At 65.6% G+C, this 19025-nt stretch carries 21 protein-coding genes and 2 pseudogenes; 10 read left to right on the top strand and 13 right to left on the bottom strand.

What is annotated here, in order from left to right:
* Positions 1-184: 184 nt before the first annotated feature.
* Positions 185-2431, bottom strand: a complete 2247-nt coding sequence (locus AB0M74_RS01870; RefSeq protein ID WP_364900490.1) for a serine/threonine-protein kinase — start codon at positions 2429-2431, stop codon at positions 185-187.
* Positions 2432-2486: 55 nt separating this feature from the next.
* On the bottom strand, positions 2487-2993 hold the full coding sequence (locus tag AB0M74_RS01865) for a hypothetical protein (RefSeq protein WP_364900488.1): 507 nt from the start codon (positions 2991-2993) through the stop codon (positions 2487-2489).
* A 139-nt stretch (positions 2994-3132) separates the two neighbouring features.
* Between AB0M74_RS01865 and AB0M74_RS01860 the strand changes: the two are divergent.
* Both AB0M74_RS01860 and AB0M74_RS01855 read left to right on the top strand, forming a co-directional pair.
* Positions 3133-3432 (top strand): annotated as a pseudogene (locus tag AB0M74_RS01860) (NADAR family protein); the annotation flags it as partial.
* A gap of 10 nt (positions 3433-3442) precedes the next feature.
* The gene (locus tag AB0M74_RS01855) at positions 3443-3706 is read left to right on the top strand and encodes an NADAR family protein (RefSeq protein WP_364900486.1); all 264 of its coding nucleotides are present in this window, start codon (positions 3443-3445) and stop codon (positions 3704-3706) included.
* Here the strand turns inward: AB0M74_RS01855 and AB0M74_RS01850 are convergent.
* From AB0M74_RS01850 to AB0M74_RS01840, 3 genes are all read right to left on the bottom strand, one after another.
* Positions 3685-5199: a hypothetical protein gene (locus AB0M74_RS01850; protein ID WP_364900485.1), complete on the bottom strand. Its 1515-nt coding sequence runs from the start codon at positions 5197-5199 to the stop codon at positions 3685-3687. The genes AB0M74_RS01855 and AB0M74_RS01850 overlap by 22 nt on opposite strands.
* A gap of 91 nt (positions 5200-5290) precedes the next feature.
* Positions 5291-5818, bottom strand: a complete 528-nt coding sequence (locus AB0M74_RS01845; RefSeq protein WP_364900483.1) for a hemerythrin domain-containing protein — start codon at positions 5816-5818, stop codon at positions 5291-5293.
* Positions 5819-6323: 505 nt separating this feature from the next.
* Entirely contained in the window at positions 6324-7361 is a 1038-nt protein-coding gene (locus tag AB0M74_RS01840) for a hypothetical protein (protein ID WP_364900481.1), read from the bottom strand.
* Between the two features lie 54 nt (positions 7362-7415).
* On the opposite strand from AB0M74_RS01840, the gene AB0M74_RS01835 reads away from it, so the two are divergent.
* The 6 genes and pseudogenes from AB0M74_RS01835 (at position 7416) to AB0M74_RS01810 (ending at position 10745) form a co-directional block, all read left to right on the top strand.
* Positions 7416-7844: a MarR family transcriptional regulator gene (locus AB0M74_RS01835; protein ID WP_364900479.1), complete on the top strand. Its 429-nt coding sequence runs from the start codon at positions 7416-7418 to the stop codon at positions 7842-7844.
* An 82-nt stretch (positions 7845-7926) separates the two neighbouring features.
* Positions 7927-9006, top strand: a complete 1080-nt coding sequence (locus AB0M74_RS01830) for a dihydrodipicolinate reductase (RefSeq protein ID WP_364900478.1) — start codon at positions 7927-7929, stop codon at positions 9004-9006.
* Positions 9003-9482: a carboxymuconolactone decarboxylase family protein gene (locus AB0M74_RS01825; protein WP_364900476.1), complete on the top strand. Its 480-nt coding sequence runs from the start codon at positions 9003-9005 to the stop codon at positions 9480-9482. The genes AB0M74_RS01830 and AB0M74_RS01825 overlap by 4 nt, the downstream gene beginning before the upstream one ends.
* A gap of 68 nt (positions 9483-9550) precedes the next feature.
* Positions 9551-9652, top strand: a pseudogene (locus AB0M74_RS01820) (tyrosine-protein phosphatase); the annotation flags it as partial.
* A gap of 106 nt (positions 9653-9758) precedes the next feature.
* Positions 9759-9920: a hypothetical protein gene (locus tag AB0M74_RS01815; RefSeq protein ID WP_364901986.1), complete on the top strand. Its 162-nt coding sequence runs from the start codon at positions 9759-9761 to the stop codon at positions 9918-9920.
* Between the two features lie 87 nt (positions 9921-10007).
* On the top strand, positions 10008-10745 hold the full coding sequence (locus AB0M74_RS01810; RefSeq protein WP_364900475.1) for a serine/threonine protein phosphatase: 738 nt from the start codon (positions 10008-10010) through the stop codon (positions 10743-10745).
* A gap of 15 nt (positions 10746-10760) precedes the next feature.
* Here AB0M74_RS01810 and AB0M74_RS01805 read toward each other — a convergent pair whose 3' ends face one another.
* From AB0M74_RS01805 to AB0M74_RS01795, 3 genes are all read right to left on the bottom strand, one after another.
* A complete protein-coding gene (locus tag AB0M74_RS01805) occupies positions 10761-11564 on the bottom strand; it encodes an aminotransferase class IV family protein (RefSeq protein WP_364900474.1) in 804 nt (267 codons plus the stop codon).
* Entirely contained in the window at positions 11561-12409 is an 849-nt protein-coding gene (locus tag AB0M74_RS01800; RefSeq protein ID WP_364900472.1) for a glucose 1-dehydrogenase, read from the bottom strand. Before AB0M74_RS01800 ends, AB0M74_RS01805 begins: the two co-directional genes overlap by 4 nt.
* Positions 12410-12485: 76 nt before the next feature.
* Positions 12486-13340: a helix-turn-helix transcriptional regulator gene (locus AB0M74_RS01795; RefSeq protein ID WP_364900470.1), complete on the bottom strand. Its 855-nt coding sequence runs from the start codon at positions 13338-13340 to the stop codon at positions 12486-12488.
* A gap of 210 nt (positions 13341-13550) precedes the next feature.
* Between AB0M74_RS01795 and AB0M74_RS01790 the strand changes: the two genes are divergently transcribed.
* Positions 13551-15080, top strand: coding sequence for an FAD-dependent oxidoreductase (locus tag AB0M74_RS01790; protein WP_364900468.1), 1530 nt, complete (start codon positions 13551-13553; stop codon positions 15078-15080).
* Between the two features lie 56 nt (positions 15081-15136).
* Here AB0M74_RS01790 and AB0M74_RS01785 read toward each other — a convergent pair whose 3' ends face one another.
* From AB0M74_RS01785 to AB0M74_RS01770, 4 genes are all read right to left on the bottom strand, one after another.
* On the bottom strand, positions 15137-15508 hold the full coding sequence (locus AB0M74_RS01785; protein WP_364900466.1) for a hypothetical protein: 372 nt from the start codon (positions 15506-15508) through the stop codon (positions 15137-15139).
* 21 nt (positions 15509-15529) lie between these two features.
* On the bottom strand, positions 15530-15991 hold the full coding sequence (locus AB0M74_RS01780; protein ID WP_364900464.1) for a roadblock/LC7 domain-containing protein: 462 nt from the start codon (positions 15989-15991) through the stop codon (positions 15530-15532).
* Between the two features lie 102 nt (positions 15992-16093).
* On the bottom strand, positions 16094-16480 hold the full coding sequence (locus AB0M74_RS01775) for a hypothetical protein (RefSeq protein WP_364900462.1): 387 nt from the start codon (positions 16478-16480) through the stop codon (positions 16094-16096).
* Positions 16481-16537: 57 nt separating this feature from the next.
* Entirely contained in the window at positions 16538-16852 is a 315-nt protein-coding gene (locus tag AB0M74_RS01770; RefSeq protein WP_364900460.1) for a hypothetical protein, read from the bottom strand.
* Between the two features lie 327 nt (positions 16853-17179).
* Between AB0M74_RS01770 and AB0M74_RS01765 the strand changes: the two genes are divergently transcribed.
* A complete protein-coding gene (locus AB0M74_RS01765; protein WP_364900458.1) occupies positions 17180-17770 on the top strand; it encodes an NAD(P)H-dependent oxidoreductase in 591 nt (196 codons plus the stop codon).
* A 15-nt stretch (positions 17771-17785) separates the two neighbouring features.
* Here AB0M74_RS01765 and AB0M74_RS01760 read toward each other — a convergent pair whose 3' ends face one another.
* Entirely contained in the window at positions 17786-19000 is a 1215-nt protein-coding gene (locus AB0M74_RS01760) for an FAD-dependent monooxygenase (RefSeq protein ID WP_364900456.1), read from the bottom strand.
* Positions 19001-19025 lie beyond the last annotated feature (25 nt).

Below are 19025 nucleotides of genomic sequence, written 5' to 3'. Positions count from 1 at the left end.
GTGCAGGCTTCGGCCGGATGCCGGGAGGGTTCGTCTGAGACAGATTTACCGGCAATTCATCAGCAATGTGTCGAGGACTCAGCTGCTGTTCGATCCCGCGGGATGTGACCCTCGTGGATGCCCAGCCCCCGCAGCGCAACCGGCAAGGTCCTCGCGCACACCTCGGTTCAGTCGAACTGACCGATCAACCGCGCGAGACGATGCGCTGTAGCGCCGCGAGATCCTGCTCGAGCATGCGGAACAGCCAATAGACGCCGACAAAGGCCAGAGCACTGCCGACGCACAGCACACGCAAGGCAATGATCACCGCGGGAATGTCCTCCGGCGGAATGAATGTTGCGCCCGCGACACCGAGCAGCGGAACGGCGGCCGCGACGACGAGGAAATAGGTGCTGGCTCGGTCCAATTGCTCCAGCTGGCGCGCGTCCTCGGCACCGAGCCCGCCGTGCGGCAGGAACATCGGGTACAGACTGCGCACGGCAAAGAAGGTGACCAGGAAATACGGGTAGGCCATGGCGATGGCGCCGCAGACGATCTGGGTGATGAAGAAATGCACGTACGCCTCGGCACTGAGCTGATTGCCCGACAGCTGCACAGAAACTGGCACGACAACCCCCGAAAGAGCCCATAAAGCGAAGCAGGTCAGCACATTACGGCGACCGAGCTGCAGTGTTTCGGTACGCGCACGAGCCAGGATTGCCGCATCGTAGGGCCGGCCAGCGCGCAGCCCACGCGAGACCGACCACAGGTGGGCGAGCAACACATTGGTGACCACGAATCCGATGAAGAAACAGATCCCGTAGGCGGCAAGGGCGACCTGGTCGAAGCGGTGCTGTGCCTGCTCGTCCAGTTTGTCGATGATCAGCGTTCGATTGTGGCTGTAGCTGTAAAGGATCGCCAGTGCGTTGGGCACTGCGATGGCGAGTGCCATGATCGGGTGCATGAGCGGTCTGGCCCGCAGGCGTCCGCTGCGCGCCGGCGGATCGACGAGATCGCGGGCCCGGGCATCCAGGCAGACGTCGAACTGCTGCGCCATATCCGCGCCGCCCGGCCACCGTTTGTCCGGATCGGGGTCGAGCGCACGCACCAGCGCTCGGCGTAGCGCGGCCGGGCAATCGGGCGGAAGATGGCCGTACGGCAGCGACTGCGGGCTGCCCGAGCGGCGCAGCAACATCCCGTCGAGCGCGGTGCGGTCGCCGCCGGTCGCCGCGTCGTCGTCGAAAGGTTTTCGGCCGGTAAGTAATTCCCACAGCATGACTGCCAGCGCGTAGAGATCACTGCGGGTGTCGAGATCGGCCGCCGAGGCCGACCGGTCCGGATGCACGGCCGCCAACTGCTCTGGGGACATATACGCCAGCGAGCCGCCGAAGTAGGCGAGCGGGCTGTCGCCGGAGACATTGCCACTGAAACTGATGTTGAAATCGGCGAGCTTGGGGATACCCTCTGCGGTCAGCAGCACATTCGCCGGTTTGATATCGCGGTGCAGGACCCCGCAGCGCCCGGCGTAGTCCAGCGCCTCTGCCAATCTGCGACCGAGCCAGGCGATCGTTTCCGGCCAGGACAACCTCGCCAATTCCGCCCGCGTCACCGACTCGCTCGGCCGGATCTCGCCCTTGTCGGTGAGCACCGAATCGATGACATCCACCAGCAATGCGCCGTTGCGTTCCTCAGCAGGTGTCGCCCGCACCCGTTCGAGCACCGTGAACAGCGTCCCGCCTGGCACGTACTGCATATAGAGCAGCCGCAGCCTGCGTCCCTCCAGCACGCGATGGTCGAACACCCGCACGATGTAGTCGTGATCCAGCTGCGCCAAGGTCTGTGGCTCGGCGCTCTTGTCCTGCGAAATCTTCACTGCGACCAGGCGCTGCATCGATCGCTGCCGGGCCAGGAACACCTTGGCGAACGCACCGCGCCCCAGCACGGTCATCAGGTCGAAGTCGTCGATCTTCTGGCCGACTTCGATGTCGTCGAGGTTCACAGGCTCGGCGGGCCCCGCGACGAGCGTGCTGCGGTAATCGTCGGTGGCCAGCATTTCGGAAAGCTGGTCGGCCTGGTCGGGATACGCGGCGGTGTATTCGGTGACTTCCACCGAACTGCCTGCCCGCCTGCGGACGTGGAACTCCTCGTAGATCAGATCCGGTGGCAACGGCCAGGCGCTCAGCTCCGGTAGATCCTCGACATACTGCGACAGCCGCTTCGGCTCGGCCCCTCGCATCCACCGGTTGGCGAGATCGACCTTGATCAACTCGATCAGCGACACCCGGCGGATGGCGGGGGAGTCTGGAAGGTAGGCGGGCAGGTCCGGCGGCGTGTCCGAGGCCCGCCACGCCTCGGCGAAGCGCTTGACGACCTCGGCGACCCCACGCGAGCTATTGGGCGATCGGTCCGGAGTGACCGTCGCCTCCGAGGCCGGCGGAGCGGGGTGCGCCATCTGCGCATCGTATCCTCGCTCCGCCACATCGGCGGACTGTTGAACCGGGAAGTTGCTACCACAGTGCCCGGTACACAGCGAGCCAACTGTCCGGCGGTACGAAACCTACCGGCAGATCGGCGGCTATCCCGGCGCTTGCGCACGCCGTGCGCACAGTTCTGGGTGGGAAGGCACGTCGGCGAGACGAGGCAAAGGAGCCACCGGCGAAGCCGAGGCCGACCACGCGACGGTAATCGGCCATTGCTTCCGGCGGGGGCAGCGGCTGCTGCCGCCTGGTGAGCCGCAGAACTGCCGCGTCGACGCCGGGGACGGGGGCCGGGGCGGAACTTCCGGCGATCGACAGTGGCCCCAAGCGGAAGTCGGCGTGGACGCAACGGATACGGTCGTTGCCTGCGTACCTGGAGCGCAGGCGGCCCGCATAATGGGGGTCCTTCTCGTAGGCGGGGAAGACCGGATCAGTGGTGACGGGGAATCGGAGCAGTGCGGTGCGCTGGCAGAAACCAAGCCCGCGCGCGCAGCCGCGTGTAGTGCACGCAGGCCGCACACGCTCCGTTTCTGCCACAGTGTTCCCGCGCCCGCCAATTTACGACACCGTATCTCGTTGTGCGAATGAAATATCCGCCCATGTGCGGGCAGTGGCGTTGCCGATTGTGCCGGTAATCGACCTGCGGCGGCGATGCTGTTCGGGGACACTGTCGGGCATGCGCGTGCGGTCGGTTACGGAGTTGATCAGCTATGCCGAGGGTGCGGGGCGGGTGAAGTACGTGCGGTTCTGGGGGCATCAGCCGCAGCCGGACGGCAGTGTCGGGCCCGGCTGCTTCAGTCAGTGGTGGCCTGCGCCGTTCCAGGCCGACGGACTGACCTTTGCCACCGCCGAGCACTACATGATGTGGGGAAAGGCGATGTTGTTCGGGGACAACGACATTGCTGAGCGGGTTGTCGACGCGGGGCATCCGAAACAGGCGAAGGAGCTGGGCAGGCAGGTCCGAGGGTTCAACGACATCATCTGGGATGCACAACGTTTCGACATTGTGGTGGCCGGCAGCGATCGCGAAGTTCGGGCAGCACGAGGAGCTGAAGCGATATCTGCTCGGGACAGGGAACCGCGTGCTGGTGGAGGCCAGTCCGGTGGATCGGATCTGGGGCATCGGCTTGGCCGCCGACGATCCACGGGCCGAGAACCCGACGCAGTGGCGCGGATTGAATCTGCTCGGGTTCGCTTTGATGGCGGCGCGTGACGAATTGCGTTCGGTTCAGCCGGAACTGACCGAATGATCGTTCTCGGCGGTGTGCTCCTCGGCGGCGCACGCGCGCCAAACGCCGGCCTCCGACGAATTGCCCTGGCGTTCCAGAAGTTCGGCGAGTCCGATCATCGCGCGGGACTCGCGGCGATCGGCCGCCGTACGCCACCAGTGTTCGGCCCCGGCGAGGTCGCCGCCGCGAAAACGGACAACGCCGAGGTCGTAGGCCGCGGCGGCGTGGCCTGCCTCGGCTGCCTGCGCCCATAGGCTGCACGCTCCATCTTCCTCGCCGCGGCTGTACATGGCCACGCCGAGATCGTAAAGGGCGCTGCGATACCGGGGTTCGGGCGCGGCCGCGGTCGTGACCGGAATCGGTGCGGTTTGCGCGGCAGGGCTTGGCGGGGATGGGGTTGGCGAGGGTGGGGTTGGCGAGGATGGGCCTTGCGTGGCCGGGCTTATCCGGGATGGGAGGCGCAGGGATTGGCTTTGCGTGGGTGAGTACTGCGAAACAGCGTTCTGCTGGAGCGACTCGTGCCGGGAGGGGTTCTGTACGAACGGGTCCTGGGTGAGGAGGTCCTGCTGAAGCAGGACATGCTGGGATGAGTTCTGTGCGAGTGGGTCCTGCGAGAGTGGACCGTGCCGGGATGGTTCGTGCGGGAGGCTTTGCACGGGCGGGTTCTGCCGGTGGGTCTCGTGTTGGGGCGGGTTTTGTGGGAGGGGGTTCTGCGGGTGGACCTCGTGCCGGGGCGGGTTCTGTGGAAGCGGGTCTTGCCGGGGTGGGTTGTGCGGAGAGCTTTGCGGGGGTGGGTCCTGCGGCAAGGGGTTCTGCGGGCGCGGGTCGTGCTGGGATGGGTTCTGTGGAAGCGGGTCTTGCCCGGGTGGGTTGTGCGGAGAGCTTTGGGGCAATGGGCTCTGCGGGAGTGGATCGTGTGCGGGTGGTTGCTGTGGGAGCGGGGCGTGTGCGGGCGGGCTGTGGGTCGGCGGGCGCTGCGCGGCGGCGCTTTCGGGAACCATGGTGTCGGCGAGTGTCGTCTCGATCTCGACCACGAGATTGGCGAAATTCGGTGGGCCTTCGCCGACGCTGCACCAGAGCACGAGTCGGCCGCTCGGCGGTTGCTCGATCAGCATGCCGTAATTGCCCGAATACGACTGCTCGATTCCGAACGGGTCGACCCAGACCGGCGTCAGACTGAACAGGGCGCCGGGGTTGTTGGGGAACAGTTCGAAGGTGATGCCCGAGGCGAGAGCATCACTCCACACATCGACGCCGCCGAGTTGCCTGCCTGCGAGGCGGATATGGCCATCGGTCATCGACAGACCGATCCCGTGTCCGCGCAGTCCGGCGGGTGGTGCCGCCGACAGCAGTGTCATGCTGACCAAGATGGGCGCGGGTCCGACCTGCTCGGTGTACATGGGATAGACCATGCTGCCGCTCCAGCGGATCGGATCAGCGGACTGGTAGCGGGCGGCCAGCGGTAGGTTGTCGGCCGAATTCCGCGCATGCCACTGTGAATACGGCTCAGTCATTCGCGCCCCGCCTTTCCACCGATGGTCGTCGCCCCCGTCCTGTGCGGTGTGGCGGGATATACCGTACTCGGCCGGTCAGAAGGCCCGCGGCTCAATCCTCCGCTGGGGCGGATACCGTTACGCCGAAGAGTTGTTCGCCTGTCGAAGCAGCGATTTCGAGCGCATCGAACGCCTCGACGAGTCGGCGCTCTTCCCACTGGAAATGGGATTCGAGGATTGCGGCGAGGCCGTCGAGTTCGCGCTGTGCGGTCTTCGCGTTGTCCGGTCCAACCTGGGCGAGAAGCTGTTGCAGCCTGCGCAGGATGTCTGCGACGAGGTGATGATCGGCGCTGAGCTCGGCGAGCACCGGTGCCAGTTCCGGGAATTGGTTGCCAAGGGCGGGGAAGGCCGTGGTGTCCTCGCTCGTGTGATGCCGCGTCAAGGCCGCACAGAATGCCGTGCAGTGCGTGCGAAGTCGCGTGGGCGGTACCTCATCGCCCGCCAGGTAGCGGTCGAATTCGTTACGGACACGGCGCAGTTCGGTGCGCAGGACCTGGTGTACCTCGGTGAGTTCACGCCCGAGGGCGTGAACGCGGTCAACCGACCGGTTTGGTGCGGGCATGGGGGTGTTGTCAGGCATGGGAAGTCCTTCGATCGAGAGAGAATCCCGCCGGTCGCAATGGATCGGCGGTAGCTGGCCCGAAAAGCGGGCTCCGTTATGCGATATGGCCTGCGCCGAAGGCGCGGCTCGGCGTCAGTGCGGACGCGAATGTGGACGCATGGCGGTCTCCTCGATCATGGCGCCTCCATGGCGACGGCCGTCCACTCGGCGGCGCCACGCGGCACGGATCATGATTAGCACGACAGCGACACGGCGATCAACCCGGTCGGGTCGATGGGAATGCTCGATCGCCTCAGGGCCGATGCAACCCGAAACATGCCGCCGGGTCTCGCATGCCCCATCGTGTCCAAGTCGATGGAGGGAGCCCGGGCCGGGTGCATGTATCTGTTACTTTCAGTTACAGATACTTTGATCTTTGCAGAAGAAGCGAACAAGCCCTGGTGGCCAGCCTACTCAACACATTCGGCTGCCGACGCACAACATCGTACCTTGTCGATGCCGATAGGTGCTGCGGGATCGGCGATCAGACACAGACCGCCTCCGCGATCTCTTCCTCGGCCTCTTGTCGAACGCTCGCCGAGTTGGCTTGCGCGCCGACCGGGGACCGGCGCTTCTCGTGGCGGCCCGCCGCGACCAGCAGCGCTGCGCCCGCGGCCAGCCATAGGAACAGGCTCACCACGCGCCCGTCCAGGCCGGCGCCGCCGTCGAAGTAGAGCAGGCTGCGCGCGCCCTCGACGAAACCCGCGCCGTTCCAGAAGCTGTGCAGCGCACCGAAGAATCCGCTCTGGAGTTCCGGGCGATAGATGCCGCCGGAGGTCGTGAAGTTGAGCATGACGAACAGGATCATCAGTACGAGGGTGGTCCAGCGCTTCAGGAAGGTATGCAGTCCGATGCCCACCAAGGCGATGCCCGCGCAGTAGAGCCACGACAGCGCCCAGATCCCGACGTAGTCGTGGTCGACCACATGGAACAGCGGTCCGGCGACCGTGATCCCGATGATGCTCACCATCAGCGAGGTCGCCACGCCCACGAGCGCCCGCACGCCGATCCGCAACCCGGTGCCGGCTGCGCCGATGGCCGCGACGCTGCCATACGCGCCGACGCTCAATGCCACCAGCAGGAAGAAGATCCCTTGTGCGGTGGGGTCGCCGTTGGCCGGCGGCGCGACGTCGGTGACGGTCAGCGGCACGTCCTGGTGTCCGGCAACCTGTTGGAAAACCAGTTCGACGGCCATGGCGGTGGTGTCGGACCCGGCCCTGGCCACGGCCAGTTCGGGATGCTGCGTATCGGGGATGTAGGCGCCCGCCAGCGTGCGGTCGCGCAACTGGGTAATGGCGTCGGCTCGGCCGGGCAGGGTCACCACTTCGAGGGCGTCGCCGGCCTTGTCTTTCATCGTCTGCGCGAGCACCTTCTCCTGCGGTGCGGTGCCGACGATGGCCACCTTCAGATGGTTCGGCTCCGGCTGGTGGAATGCGCCGAGGTATGCCAGTGCCATACCGAGGCACATCAGCAGCGGGGTGAGTAGATGCACGGCGACATGCCGAAGTTGGCGCGAAACCATGGGGCGACTCCAAATGGTTGGTAAATACAACTATTATGGTTGTATCATACAACCATGCGAGAGGTCAGCCGCGCAGCGGCGATTCAGACCATTCAGCGCGAGCTCACCGCGTTCGCGCGTCGCGCCCGCGGCAAAGCTGCCGAGCTGCACCCCGAGCTGTCGCTGGTGGCCTTCAGTGTCCTCGACTTGATCATCGAACGGGACGGTTGCCAGGCCGCCGACGTCGCGGATCACTTTCTGCTGGACAAATCCACGGTGAGTAGACAGGTCGGGGCGCTGGAGCAGCTCGGGTATCTGACCAGGGAGGTCGATCCCGGCAATCGGCGCAAGTATCACTTGCGCCCGACGCTGGAGGGTCGTCGCATTGCGGGCGACGCGGAACGGCGTCGTCGGGATGCCTTCGCCGAGCGCTTCCTCGAGTGGGGCGACGACGATCTGCGGCGTCTCGCCGGATATTTGGCCAGGTACAACGCCACGCCATGACTGTTCGTCGCGAATTGCTCGGTCGCGCTTCGACATTGCGCATATTCCGGACACCGAACCAAGCGCTTGCTAGTCTCGGCCGATGATCCCCACGATCGTTTGGGGCACGGGCAATGTCGGCCGGTCGGCCATCCGTGCTGTCGAGGCTCATCCCGAACTGGAACTGACGGGTGTGCTCGTGCACAACCCGGAAAAGGTGGGCCGCGACGCGGGCACACTGGCAGGGCTCGACTACGAGATAGGTGTCGCGGCGTCCGATGATGTCGATGTGATGCTGGCCGCGCGACCGCGTGCGATCGTCTATGCGGCGTCCGGAGATATCCGTCCCGATGACGCGCTCGCCGACATTCTCAGAGCCCTGCGTGCCGGTGCCGTTGTCGTCACGCCCGCGCTGTATGCGCTCTACGATCCGCGCAACGCTCCACCGGAACTTCGCGACAGTGTGCTGGCCGCGACTGCGGAAGGCGGCGGATCGCTGTTCGTCTCCGGGGTGGACCCCGGCTGGGGCAACGACGTGCTGCCGCTGTTGCTCAGCGGCCTCGGCCACACCGTCGAGGTGATCCGCTGCCAGGAGATCTTCGACTACTCGACCTATGATCAGCCCGATTCGGTCCGCTACCTGGTCGGTATGGGCCAATCTATGGACTACCAGCCGCCGATGACCGCGCCGGGTATCCCGACGATGGTATGGGGCGGGCAGATTCGAATGATGGCGCGGGCACTCGGTGTCGAACTCGACGAGATCCGTGAAACGTTGGACCGACGTGCCCTCGAATCCGCTGTCACGACAACGACGATGGGCGAATTCGACGCGGGCACGCAGGGCGCGGTGCGGTTCGAGGTGCAGGGCATCGTCGAAGGGCAGCCGCGCATCGTCATCGAGCACGTCACCCGCATCCATCCCTCGTGCGCGCCGGACTGGCCGACACCACCCGACGGGGCGGGCGCGCACCGCGTGATCATCGAAGGCCACCCCCGCATCGAGGTCACCATCGAAGCCGGCGACGAGGACGACAACCGCGCCGCGGGCGGAAACGCCACTGCCGTAGGCAGGCTGGTGAACGCTATCGACTGGTTGGTCGACGCCGAGCCAGGTCTCTACGACGCACTCGATGTCCCACTGCGCCCCGCGGTCGGCAAGCTCGGAAGGAAACACTCATGAACATCGATATCCCCGAAGGCAAAGATCCCATCGGCTACGTCTGGGGCGAAATGGTTCCCGGCATCGGTCTCGCCGCGTCGAACTTCTCCCTGTCGGTCTACTCGCACACCACCCTCGGCCTGCGCGAATTCGAAGCCGCACGACTGCGCATCGCCCAGATCAACGGGTGTATCTTCTGCCTGGACTGGCGCACCGAACGCGACGGCACCAAGGTCGAAGAGGGCTTCGCCGAGGCGGTGACCAACTGGCGTACTACCGATGCCTTCGACGAACGCACTCGCCTGTCCGCCGAATACGCCGAACGCTACGCCCTCGACCACCACAATCTGGACCAGGAGTTCTGGGACCGCATGACCGCGCACTACACCCAGACCGAAATCGTGGAACTGAGCATGAGCATCGGCTCATGGCTGGCTTTCGGCCGCCTCAACCACGTCCTCGGCCTCGACGTGGTCTGCGTGCTGCCGGGGCACTGAGCGGCCGCATCGCATCGAATGAGCCGACGGACATCTTGCCTTGCTCGGGTATCGAGTAAGACAGGAATATGAAGCGGCACATCGAGTTCGAGCGATTGCACAATTTGCGTGACTTGGGTGGCTATCGGGCCGGTGACGGGCGTGCGGTTGTCTCGGGGCGGTTGTCCCGGTGGGGGTCGAGGCGGGCGGTGCGGTGCCGGAGCGGTTCGTCTACGCTAACGACAGCATCGAGCATCGGCCCTACGACCAGGCCGATGTCGACCCGAACGTCGATCCGTGGCGGTTTCTCGCCGACCGGTTCGGGAGGTCGCCGCCTACGGATCGGCGCGTCGATATATCACCAGGCAGGTCGGGCTCGGTGAGCGGGTGATCGAGCAGCTGTGGGCGCGGTTGCTCAGCCGAGGGCGGCCGCCGGATTCACAGGAACTGCACGGGTGATTCTGGTGCTGTCCTCACGATGGTGCGGTTGACTGAGGTGGTGCTGATCGGCAGCACGGGCAGGGCGCAGTCCGAGGAGGTCAGGCCGTGCACACAGCAGTGACGACCGCCATCATTCCTCGTGAGCCGGTGTGGCTCACCGGTATCGCGGGGGAGTCGGTGAGCAGACGCGGTTCGCGGTCGATCAACGCTGACGCCGTGGCCACCTATACCGATTCGACAGCGGGACGTACTGCTTTTGTCGTCGCCGATGGTATCGGTGATCACCTGCTCGCTGCGCGAGCGGCACGTACCGTCGCGAATAGCGCAGCACGGGTGGGCGCGCGCAGCGGGGCGGTAGCGGGAATACTCGCGGCTCAGCAGAAATTGCTGGATGAGTTCCCGCAGGACGGCGCCGACAGCGTGCTTGTCGTCGCCGTGCTTGCGACCGATCAGCCCAACGGTCCGTGCGATATAGCGTGGGTCGGCGACTGTCGCGCGTACCGGTGGAACGGCCGGGTGCTGCAGCAGATCACGACGGATCACACTGTCGCCGAACACTTTCGCGCCAGAGGACTGCACGCGGCGCCACGACTGAATCACCTTGTCACCACCTCGGCACGCACCGTGCGCCCGGGGGCGATCGGGCACACCGTCACCGGGTCGAGCAGAGGCAGGCTGTTGCTGAGCACCGATGGTGTGCACAAGCCCCTGAACATGACCGAAATCAAGGCGATACTCGCCGGCGCGGCGACGGCGGGTGTCACCGCGGAAGCTTTGGTGGACAATGCTTTACGATCCGGCGGAACCGATAATTCCACCGCCTTGGTGGTCGACGCAGGCTGAGACACCGCGCAGCCGCTACGGCGCAGTGAGTGGTTCGGCCCGGTAAGCCTTATGTAGTAGGTCCACGAACGCCGGTGCCTCGGGCACAGCGGCAGGGCCGATGCGGTGCACCGCGATGCCCGGGGTCCATGAGTTCATGACCACGGCTCCGGTCAGCGTGGGCACGTCGGCGGGCGTGATCTCCCGGTTGCGCTGCGAAATGTCCAGGCGATCGAGCTGCCTGCGCACGATGCTCATGGTGGTCCCGTCCAGCATCTCGGCGACCGGCCACACCACCGTGGTGCCGTCCCAGAAGGCCAGATTCCAGATCGAGGCCTCGCTGAGCCTGCCCTTACGGTCGAGGAAGGCCGCGTCGTCGAGGCCGTGGGCGACCGCGTTCCGCAGGAAGTAGGTTTTGGCGACCTCGCCGACGTGTTTTACCGCGGGCAGGACCCGTTCGTACTCGACGGTCGCCAGCCTCAACGGGCCCTGCGGACCAGTAGTCGCCGGTCCGGTGCGGACCAGCACATCGGGCTCGACGTCGATACCGGTCGTGGTGAACTCGCCCGCGGGGGAGTACACCGTGGCCGTCAGCGAGACATCGGGCGGACTCACCGCCAATGCCGTCCGCAAGTAGGACCGAACACGGTCGTCCGGTAGGGCCTGGCCGAACAATTCCATCGACGCCACGCGCAGCCGCTCCAGATGCAGGTCGAGGCCACGGATCCGGCTATCGCGCACCTGCATTGCCGTGAAGTGGGCATAGCCGGCGAAAGCGAGTGGTGCCAACTCTTCGTTGGTGGCTGCTCGGCCGTTGCGCTGAATAATGAAGGAGGTCATGGATTCTCCCTGAGCAGTCGTGTCGTACCCAGCCCGGCAGCGCGAGCATTGCCGCGCCCGGTGGAGGATTCGGACTGGTTCGTCGGCCGGCTGACGGCCGTGACCAGGCCGCCGTCGATGATGAGGTCCTGTCCATTGATGTAGGACGCTGCATCGGAGGCGAGGAAGGCGACCGCGTCGGCGACATCTTCGGCGGTACCGATGCGACCGGCGGCCACCTCGGCGACCACGGCGGCGGCCGCCGCCGCGGAGACGTTGTCGTGGAACATGGGGGTTTCGATGTAGCCGGGGCTGACGGAGTTGACCCGAATTCCCTTGGGCCCCAACTCGGCGGCGAGTGTGTGCGCCAGATTGTGCACCGCCGCTTTGGTTGCCGAGTAGAGGGAAGCGTCAGCCAGGCCACGGTGCAGCGTCCACGAGGCGTTGATGACGATCGCCGCATGCTTCGGCAGCAGTGGAACGGCCCGTTGGATGGTGAAGAACACGCCTTTGAAGTTGATGCCGACGGCCCGATCGAATTCGGCCTCGGTGATCTTACTGTGCGGCTGGAACGCGCCGACACCTGCATTGGCGAAGACCACGTCCAGCCGCCCGTAGCGTGCACGGATCGCGGTCGTCATGGCGTCGAGATCAGCGAGGTTCGCCACGTCGCCGCGGATCGGGAGGACGCGGTCCCCGCCGTCGAGCACGTCGAGCGCGGCATCGAGCTTCACCTTGTCGCGTCCGGTGATGACCACCTGTGCGCCTTCGGCGAGCAGCCGGCGTGCGGTGGCCAGGCCCATGCCGCTGCTGCCGCCCGTGATGAGTGCGATCTTGTCGTCGAAACGAGAGTTGCTGTGGGGCATGACAATCAGCCTCCCCAACACTGCGCACGGCAAACAGTGTGCAGTTATCCAGGGTGTGGCACCACCAGGCTGGCGCTCAGGCCGGGGCGGCGAGCCGGATGTGGCTGAGGCGTTCGAGCCGAACCTCGGTTCCGGTGTCCGGGCGTGGGTTGTACAACTCCACATGCCAGTCGGGGTGATCGGCGACGGCCAACGGCAGCATGTCGAAGATCAGGTCGCCTACCTCGGGGTGGTGTACCGCCTTCACGGCCTGGGTGGGGCCTGCCACGTCGTGGCGGGCCCACAGTTCGGCGAACTCGGGGCTGACGGCGGTGAGCTCGTTGACCACCCTGTCGAACTCCGGGTCGCCGGGGGCGCGCGCGGCTTCGGCGCGAAAGGCAGCGACGACATCGGGCGCGACCGACTCCCAGTGCAGGTGCATGGCGCGGTGCCGAGCATTGGTGAAGAAGGTGAAAAGGCAGTTGTGGTCGACGCCGTCGTAGCCGAGAGCTCTATGCGCGGCATCGTTGATCGCGAGCAGGTTCCAGTACCGGTCCCGCAGCACCGCGGGCCGCGGCGCCCACGCATCGAGCAGCGCTCGCAGCTCCGGGGTGACCACAGCATCCCGCGTCCCGCCGCTCCTCGGTGGGTTGAGCCCGGCCAGCACATACAGGTGCGCGCGCTCGGGCTCGGTCAGCCGCAGCGCACGGCCGATGGCGTCGAGTACTTCGGTCGAAACCTTGATGTCGCGTCCCTGCTCGAGCCACGTGTACCAGGACACGCCGACTCCGGCCAGCATGGCGACCTCCTCGCGCCGCAGCCCGGGCGTTCGCCGCCTGCCGACCGCCGCCACACCGACATCACCGGGTGTCAGCCGCGCCCGGCGGGTGCGCAGGAAGTCGCGGAGCTGCTCGCGGCGCCGCTGTGTTACCGCTGGCGATTCGCTGGTCATTCGACCAAAGTAGCAACGACGGGTCGTTCGAGATTTCGCGCCGGCACACCGTGGCGCCGTTGCCTGCGCCGGGCAATGCGGTGATCCGAGCGCCCGCGTGCGGTCGCGAGGTCGGAAGCATTGTGCAGCACGGCTCGTCGCGCCATCGACGCAAGCGGCACGCAAGGAGGCGCAAGGTGCGCGCAATCAGGTCTCGGCACAGTGTGATTCATGAACGAGACATTCGATGTGGTGATCGCCGGAGCCGGGCCCGTCGGCTTGATGCTGGCCTGCGAATTACGGCTGACCGGGGTAGATGTGCTGGTGGTCGAACGGCTGAACGAACCCGACATGACGCTCAAGGCGGGCGCGATCAATGTGCCGACGGCACGAGCGCTCGCCCGGCGCGGTCTACTGCCCGAGTTGGTCGAGTTGCAGGACGAGACGCTGGCGGTGGTACGGAAGTTCCAGGCGCAGCGTGGTGGCACGGTGATCGGGACGACGAGCAAGCGGCCCGGCGCAGGTCATTTCGCCGGGGTTTTCCTCGATGTCGAGGATATCGACTACGAGGACCAGGACTTCGCTGATCTCGGTCCAGCCGCCGGTGTGTTCCTGGTGCCGCAGCAGGGCATCGAAGCAATCCTCGCCCGGCGCGCCGAGGAACTCGGTGTGGTGATTCGTCGCGGTGTGGAGTTGACCGGTTTCACCGACGTCACCGATGCCGTCGTCGTTCGGCTCGGCGATGTCGAAGTCCGCGCGGCGTGGCTGGTGGGTTGCGACGGTGGCCGCAGCCTCGTGCGCAAGCTGGCGGGATTCGAATTTCCCGGCCTCGATCCCGAGATCACCGGGCATCAGGCGGTCGTGGAGATGGCGGGTGCCGAAGGACTGGTGCCGGGTTGGAGCTCGACGCCCACGGGCATTTACGCGTACGGTCCGACGCCGGGTCGTTTCCTCACCGTGGAGATGGATGGACCGCCCGCCGACCGGGACGCACCGATCACCGCGGACGAGCTCCAGGCCAGTTTGCGCGCGGTCTCCGGCGTGCCGGTCGAGATCACGGCGGTGCACTCGGCTACCCGATTCACCGACAACACTCGGCAGGTCACCGATTACCGCCGTGGTCGGGTCCTGCTGGCAGGCGACGCCGCGCACGTGCATTCCCCGTTCGGCGGCCAGGGCCTCAATCTCGGCATCGGCGACGCGGTGAATGTTGGCTGGAAGCTCGCCGCGGTCGTGCGCGGCTGGGCGCCGGCGAACCTGCTGGACACCTACACCGCCGAGCGGCATCCGATCGGCGCTTGGGTGCTGGATTGGACCCGCGCGCAAGTCGCATTGATGCGGCTGGACCAGCGAAGCCGGGCACTGCGCACCGTCTTCGCCGAACTACTGGCCACGACCGACGGGGCAACGACCCTCTTCAAGAACATATCGGGCGTTCGTCACCGCTATGACTTCGGCGGTGGCCACGAACTCACCGGAGCGACAGCCCCCGATTTCGAACTGTCCGATGGCAGCCGGGTCGAAGACCATTTCGTGGACGGCGCCGCAGTCCTGCTCGACCTCACCGACTCCGCCGAACTCCGAAACTTGGTGGCCCCCTGGCTTTCCCGAGTCCGAGTCGTCACCGCAAAACCCGCCCGATCGCGCTCTCTCGCGGCGATGCTCATTCGCCCCGACGGCTATGTGGCGTGGGCTACCGACTCCACCGAGATCGACGGGCTGTCGAGCGCAGTGACTCGCTGGTTCGGAGCGCCCGAATAGGTCGACGTTGCGCGCGCGGCGTCCGGAGCCCGCCCCAGGCGCCGCACGCGGGCCGATCACACGTCGAGCTCTTCCTCGATGCCCCTGAGGCGGTGTCGGGCCATCGCGAGGTTGGCCCGGCCTCGGTCCATCGCGAGGTAGAGGAAAAGGCCCTTGGATTTACGCCCGGTCATCGGCCGGATGATGTGGTACTGGCCCGAGAGCGTGATGAGAATGTCCTCGATACCGTCGTTGAGCCCGAGCTGCTCCATGGTGCGCATCTTGGCGCGCACCACCTCGGTATTGCCCGCCGCCGCGACCTGCAGATCCAGGGACTTGGAACTGCTGACCATGCCGAGTGCCATGCCGCTGTTGTAGTCGACGACGGCCGCGCCGAGCGCGCCGTCGATCACCATCATGTCTTTGAGCGCCAGATCCAAGTTGGACATGTCTGTTCCTTTCAATCGGTGTTAGTTGTCTTTGTCGAGTTCGTTCGACGTCGCCGTCAGCTGGTCGGCGATCGCGCGGGCCACCGGGCGCGACTCCAGATGGAGCCTGCCGACATTCACATCGGGGCCCGCCAGCACCGTCAGCGAGGTCCAACCCGCCGCGTAGATCACCACATGCCCGTCGGTGCCGCGCACTACGACCTCGTGGAAGCCGCCGCCGTGTGCGGTGGTGGCCAACCGGTGCGACAACGACAGTTGCGCGGCGGCCATCGCGGCCATCGTGTCGGGTTCGATGTGCGCCGGCAGATCGTGGGCGACGAGCAGGCCGTCACTGGATGCGACCAGTGAGCCGGTCAGCCGCGGGACGCGATCGCGTAGGGCTCGCAGTTCCGCGAGCACCATAGTGTTCGGTTCGGGTCCTGGCATCGCCACCTTGGTCAACCTTCCCATCAGTTCGCCGAGCAGTTTCTTGCGCGCGGTCACGTCAGCTCCGCAGGACAGGGCTCGGACTCCGCCAGCAACGCCAGGGTTTCCAACATCCCGGTGCGCCTTTCCTTTTCGAGCCGACGTAGTTCGACCGCGATCTCAACGCTCATGAACGTCCACGGCCAATTCGGCGAGAATGGCCTGGAGCTGAAATCGCGCCATCCCGAGATTTCCGGTGTCGTCGTCGAATAGCACGTGTACGAAGAGTCGGCCGTCGAAGTCGCCGTTCACCAGATTCAACAGGTGATATCCGCGGGTGCCGCACACAATGAGCTCAGTCATGACATCGTCATGGCCGGTGGCGAGCGCCGGGCAGTCGAGCACCGCTCGGAGAACGTCGGCGGTGGCCGCAGCGTCTTCGTGCTCGTCGACCAGAGCATGCCTGCCGCTTGCGGCGATAGCCAGACCGCTCGCGTCCACGAGCGTCACGCTGCGCGCACCGGGAATGTTCATAATGCGTTGCACACAGCCGTCGATTCCGATCACGCGCTCCTGGCCTGTCCTGTCCTGTGAGGGTTTCAGGATTCCAGACGCTACACACCGTCACGAGTGATGTACAGCAAATGTCAGGAGAATTCCGATCGGGCGAGCATTTCCCCCGGAAACCACACAAGAATACCTCTCGGTATCAATACCTTTCGGTATCTCGAGGTGTGAGGTTAATTGAATACCATGCGGTATCAATACCTTTCGGTTTCCGTCACTGTGAGTAGCCGAATACCGTTCGGTATTAATAATTTCGACACGTATCGCGGTGATGTCCTTGGTGGACAGCGTGCGCGACAGGTCGTCGAGACGCCAGTAGCGACCGCCGAACCGGCCGTCGCCCGACCAACTGCGCTGCCAGGTGGCCACCATCTCGTCCAGTCGACCCACCCGCTGTGCGAAAGGTGCTCCGATAGATCTCGAATTCGGCCACGCTCTCCGGCGCCGAGCTCGAGGGCCAGTCGACCTGCAATGAGCTGATCGACCGTGGCCGCAGTGTGTGCACCGAGCGGTGGGTGGCGCAGCGTCGCGGAGTAGGCCGGCCGTGCTCGACCTCGCCCGCGTCGAAATTCGCCGCTGGTGCGCGCCAGCGCGGTGCAGGCGCCGAGGGCTGCGTGGGTGGTGGATGTTGGGGAGCCGCTGCACCTCGCCGCCCGGCCGATTTGACCTCAACCTTCATTGATGTTCGATGCTTCGTGCATGACCCCAACAGTTAGTCCACTCCAGCTCGCCGTGATCGTCGGAAGCACCCGCTCCGGGCGATTCGGCCCGACTGTCGCCAAGTGGTTCGTCGAACTCGCCGCTCAGCGCGAGGACCTCAGTGTCGACCTCATCGATCTCGCGGACGCGCAGCTGCCGCCGCACATGTCCGACGACCTGGGTGCGCAGGGCGCACTTGCGCTGGCGGAAACGGGCGCCCGCCTCGCGAACGCGGAGGCGTTCGTTGTGGTGACACCGGAGTACAACCACAGCTACCCTGCGCCGCTGAAGAACGCGATCGATTGGCACTTCACCCAGTGGCAGGCGAAACCGATCGGATTTGTGTCCTACGGGGGCATCTCGGGTGGTTTGCGTGCTGTCGAACATCTGAAGCAGGTTTTCACGGAGCTGCACGCGGTCACCGTGCGTGACACCGTCAGCTTCCACGGCGCCGCACAGCAATTCGATTCGCTGGGCCAGCCGATCGAGCCCGCGCCGAGCAAGGCCGCCGCCAGTAAATTGCTCGACCAACTCGTCTGGTTCGGTGAAGCTCTCCGATCGGCAAGGTCCGAGCGCCCATATGTCGCTTGACCTGAGATATTCGATTCAGTAGTCCTCAAGGGTGAGGGCGTTGGCAGCGTGGTTGAGCGGCTTCATGATCGGGCGCAGTGCGAGGTCCTTCCACGGCAGGTAGCGCAGCATACGCAACATGGTGGTCTGCATCCGAATGGCGCTCTTGCTGCCCGCCACCATCTGGCTGGCGTTATCCCAGCCGAGGGCCAGGTTCAGCTCGACGTAGTCGCGCATCCTGTCCTGGTAGCTCGGGAATGCGACGTGGTGGTCGCCGCCGGCCGACTTCAGTTCCCCCGCAAGGACATACGCGCCGACAATGGCAAGGCTGGTGCCCTGGCCGGATAGTGGCGACGGGCTGTAGGCGGCGTCGCCGACCAAGGCAATGCGCCGCAGCGACCACTGGTCGAGGCGGACTTGACTGACCGAGTCGAAATAGAAGTCGGGGGAGTGAGGCATCGCCTCGAGCAGCGTCGCGGTCTCCCACCCACCGTCGGCGAATGTATCGGTGACCAGGCGCTGCTGCCCGGCGACATCCCGCCGGTCGGGCAGTGTTTTCGGTGTCGGAAAGACGAATTGGGCCTTAGCCGCGGACTGCTGGGTGCTGTAGACCTGCACCACTCTGCCCGGTGTGGGATAGATGAGCTCCCAACGGTCCAGATCGAGGTGATTGGGCACGCTGAATACGCACGCGTGCATCCCGGTGTGGCGGACGAACTCGGTTTCGGGCCCGAGCACCTGGCGCCGCACGGTCGAATGTAATCCGTCGGCACCGACAACCAAATCGAACACCCGCGTCGGGGCATGTTCGAAACTCACATGCACCCCGTGCGGCACCTGGGCGATAGCGGTGATCGAGTCCCCGAACAGATACTCGACGCCACTCTTACTCGCGTCGAACATGATTCGGGCGAGATCACCGCGCAGTACTTCCTCGTCACCTGGGGCGCGCATGCCGATCAGATCGGGGCCGAGCGACGCGAGCGCCTTGCCTGACCTGTTCACCCATGCGCCGCCGCGTATCTGGGTGCTCGCTTTCCGGATCTCGGGCAGCAGACCCATCCGCTCGATGACATTCATCGCGACACCACGCAGGTCGACCTTGTAGCCGCCTTCCCGAAGAGCGGGAGCTTGCTCGACGACGGTGACGGTGAACCCGTATCGGTGCAGCCAGTATGCGAGGGCCGGGCCCGCGACGCTGGCGCCGCAGATCAAGACAGTCTTATTGGCGAGACGCTGTGTCGTTGTCATATGGCAAGCGTGGGCGTCGGCGCTC

The organism is Nocardia sp. NPDC051463, assembly GCF_040681975.1.
Taxonomy (GTDB): domain Bacteria; phylum Actinomycetota; class Actinomycetes; order Mycobacteriales; family Mycobacteriaceae; genus Nocardia.
This window is presented reverse-complemented; position numbering and strand designations above follow the sequence as displayed.

What these genes read in the sequence shown, in the direction of transcription:
- AB0M74_RS01870 (WP_364900490.1), bottom strand. Translation starts at nt 2,431, where the DNA reads ATGGCGCACCCCGCTCCGCCGGCCTCGGAGGCGACGGTCACTCCGGAC.
- AB0M74_RS01855 (WP_364900486.1), top strand. Translation starts at nt 3,443, where the DNA reads ATGCACAACGTTTCGACATTGTGGTGGCCGGCAGCGATCGCGAAGTTC.
- AB0M74_RS01850 (WP_364900485.1), bottom strand. Translation starts at nt 5,199, where the DNA reads ATGACTGAGCCGTATTCACAGTGGCATGCGCGGAATTCGGCCGACAAC.
- AB0M74_RS01845 (WP_364900483.1), bottom strand. Translation starts at nt 5,818, where the DNA reads ATGCCTGACAACACCCCCATGCCCGCACCAAACCGGTCGGTTGACCGC.
- AB0M74_RS01840 (WP_364900481.1), bottom strand. Translation starts at nt 7,361, where the DNA reads ATGGTTTCGCGCCAACTTCGGCATGTCGCCGTGCATCTACTCACCCCG.
- AB0M74_RS01835 (WP_364900479.1), top strand. Translation starts at nt 7,416, where the DNA reads ATGCGAGAGGTCAGCCGCGCAGCGGCGATTCAGACCATTCAGCGCGAG.
- AB0M74_RS01830 (WP_364900478.1), top strand. Translation starts at nt 7,927, where the DNA reads ATGATCCCCACGATCGTTTGGGGCACGGGCAATGTCGGCCGGTCGGCC.
- AB0M74_RS01825 (WP_364900476.1), top strand. Translation starts at nt 9,003, where the DNA reads ATGAACATCGATATCCCCGAAGGCAAAGATCCCATCGGCTACGTCTGG.
- AB0M74_RS01805 (WP_364900474.1), bottom strand. Translation starts at nt 11,564, where the DNA reads ATGACCTCCTTCATTATTCAGCGCAACGGCCGAGCAGCCACCAACGAA.
- AB0M74_RS01800 (WP_364900472.1), bottom strand. Translation starts at nt 12,409, where the DNA reads ATGCCCCACAGCAACTCTCGTTTCGACGACAAGATCGCACTCATCACG.
- AB0M74_RS01795 (WP_364900470.1), bottom strand. Translation starts at nt 13,340, where the DNA reads ATGACCAGCGAATCGCCAGCGGTAACACAGCGGCGCCGCGAGCAGCTC.
- AB0M74_RS01790 (WP_364900468.1), top strand. Translation starts at nt 13,551, where the DNA reads ATGAACGAGACATTCGATGTGGTGATCGCCGGAGCCGGGCCCGTCGGC.
- AB0M74_RS01785 (WP_364900466.1), bottom strand. Translation starts at nt 15,508, where the DNA reads ATGTCCAACTTGGATCTGGCGCTCAAAGACATGATGGTGATCGACGGC.
- AB0M74_RS01770 (WP_364900460.1), bottom strand. Translation starts at nt 16,852, where the DNA reads ATGGTGGCCACCTGGCAGCGCAGTTGGTCGGGCGACGGCCGGTTCGGC.
- AB0M74_RS01765 (WP_364900458.1), top strand. Translation starts at nt 17,180, where the DNA reads ATGACCCCAACAGTTAGTCCACTCCAGCTCGCCGTGATCGTCGGAAGC.
- AB0M74_RS01760 (WP_364900456.1), bottom strand. Translation starts at nt 19,000, where the DNA reads ATGACAACGACACAGCGTCTCGCCAATAAGACTGTCTTGATCTGCGGC.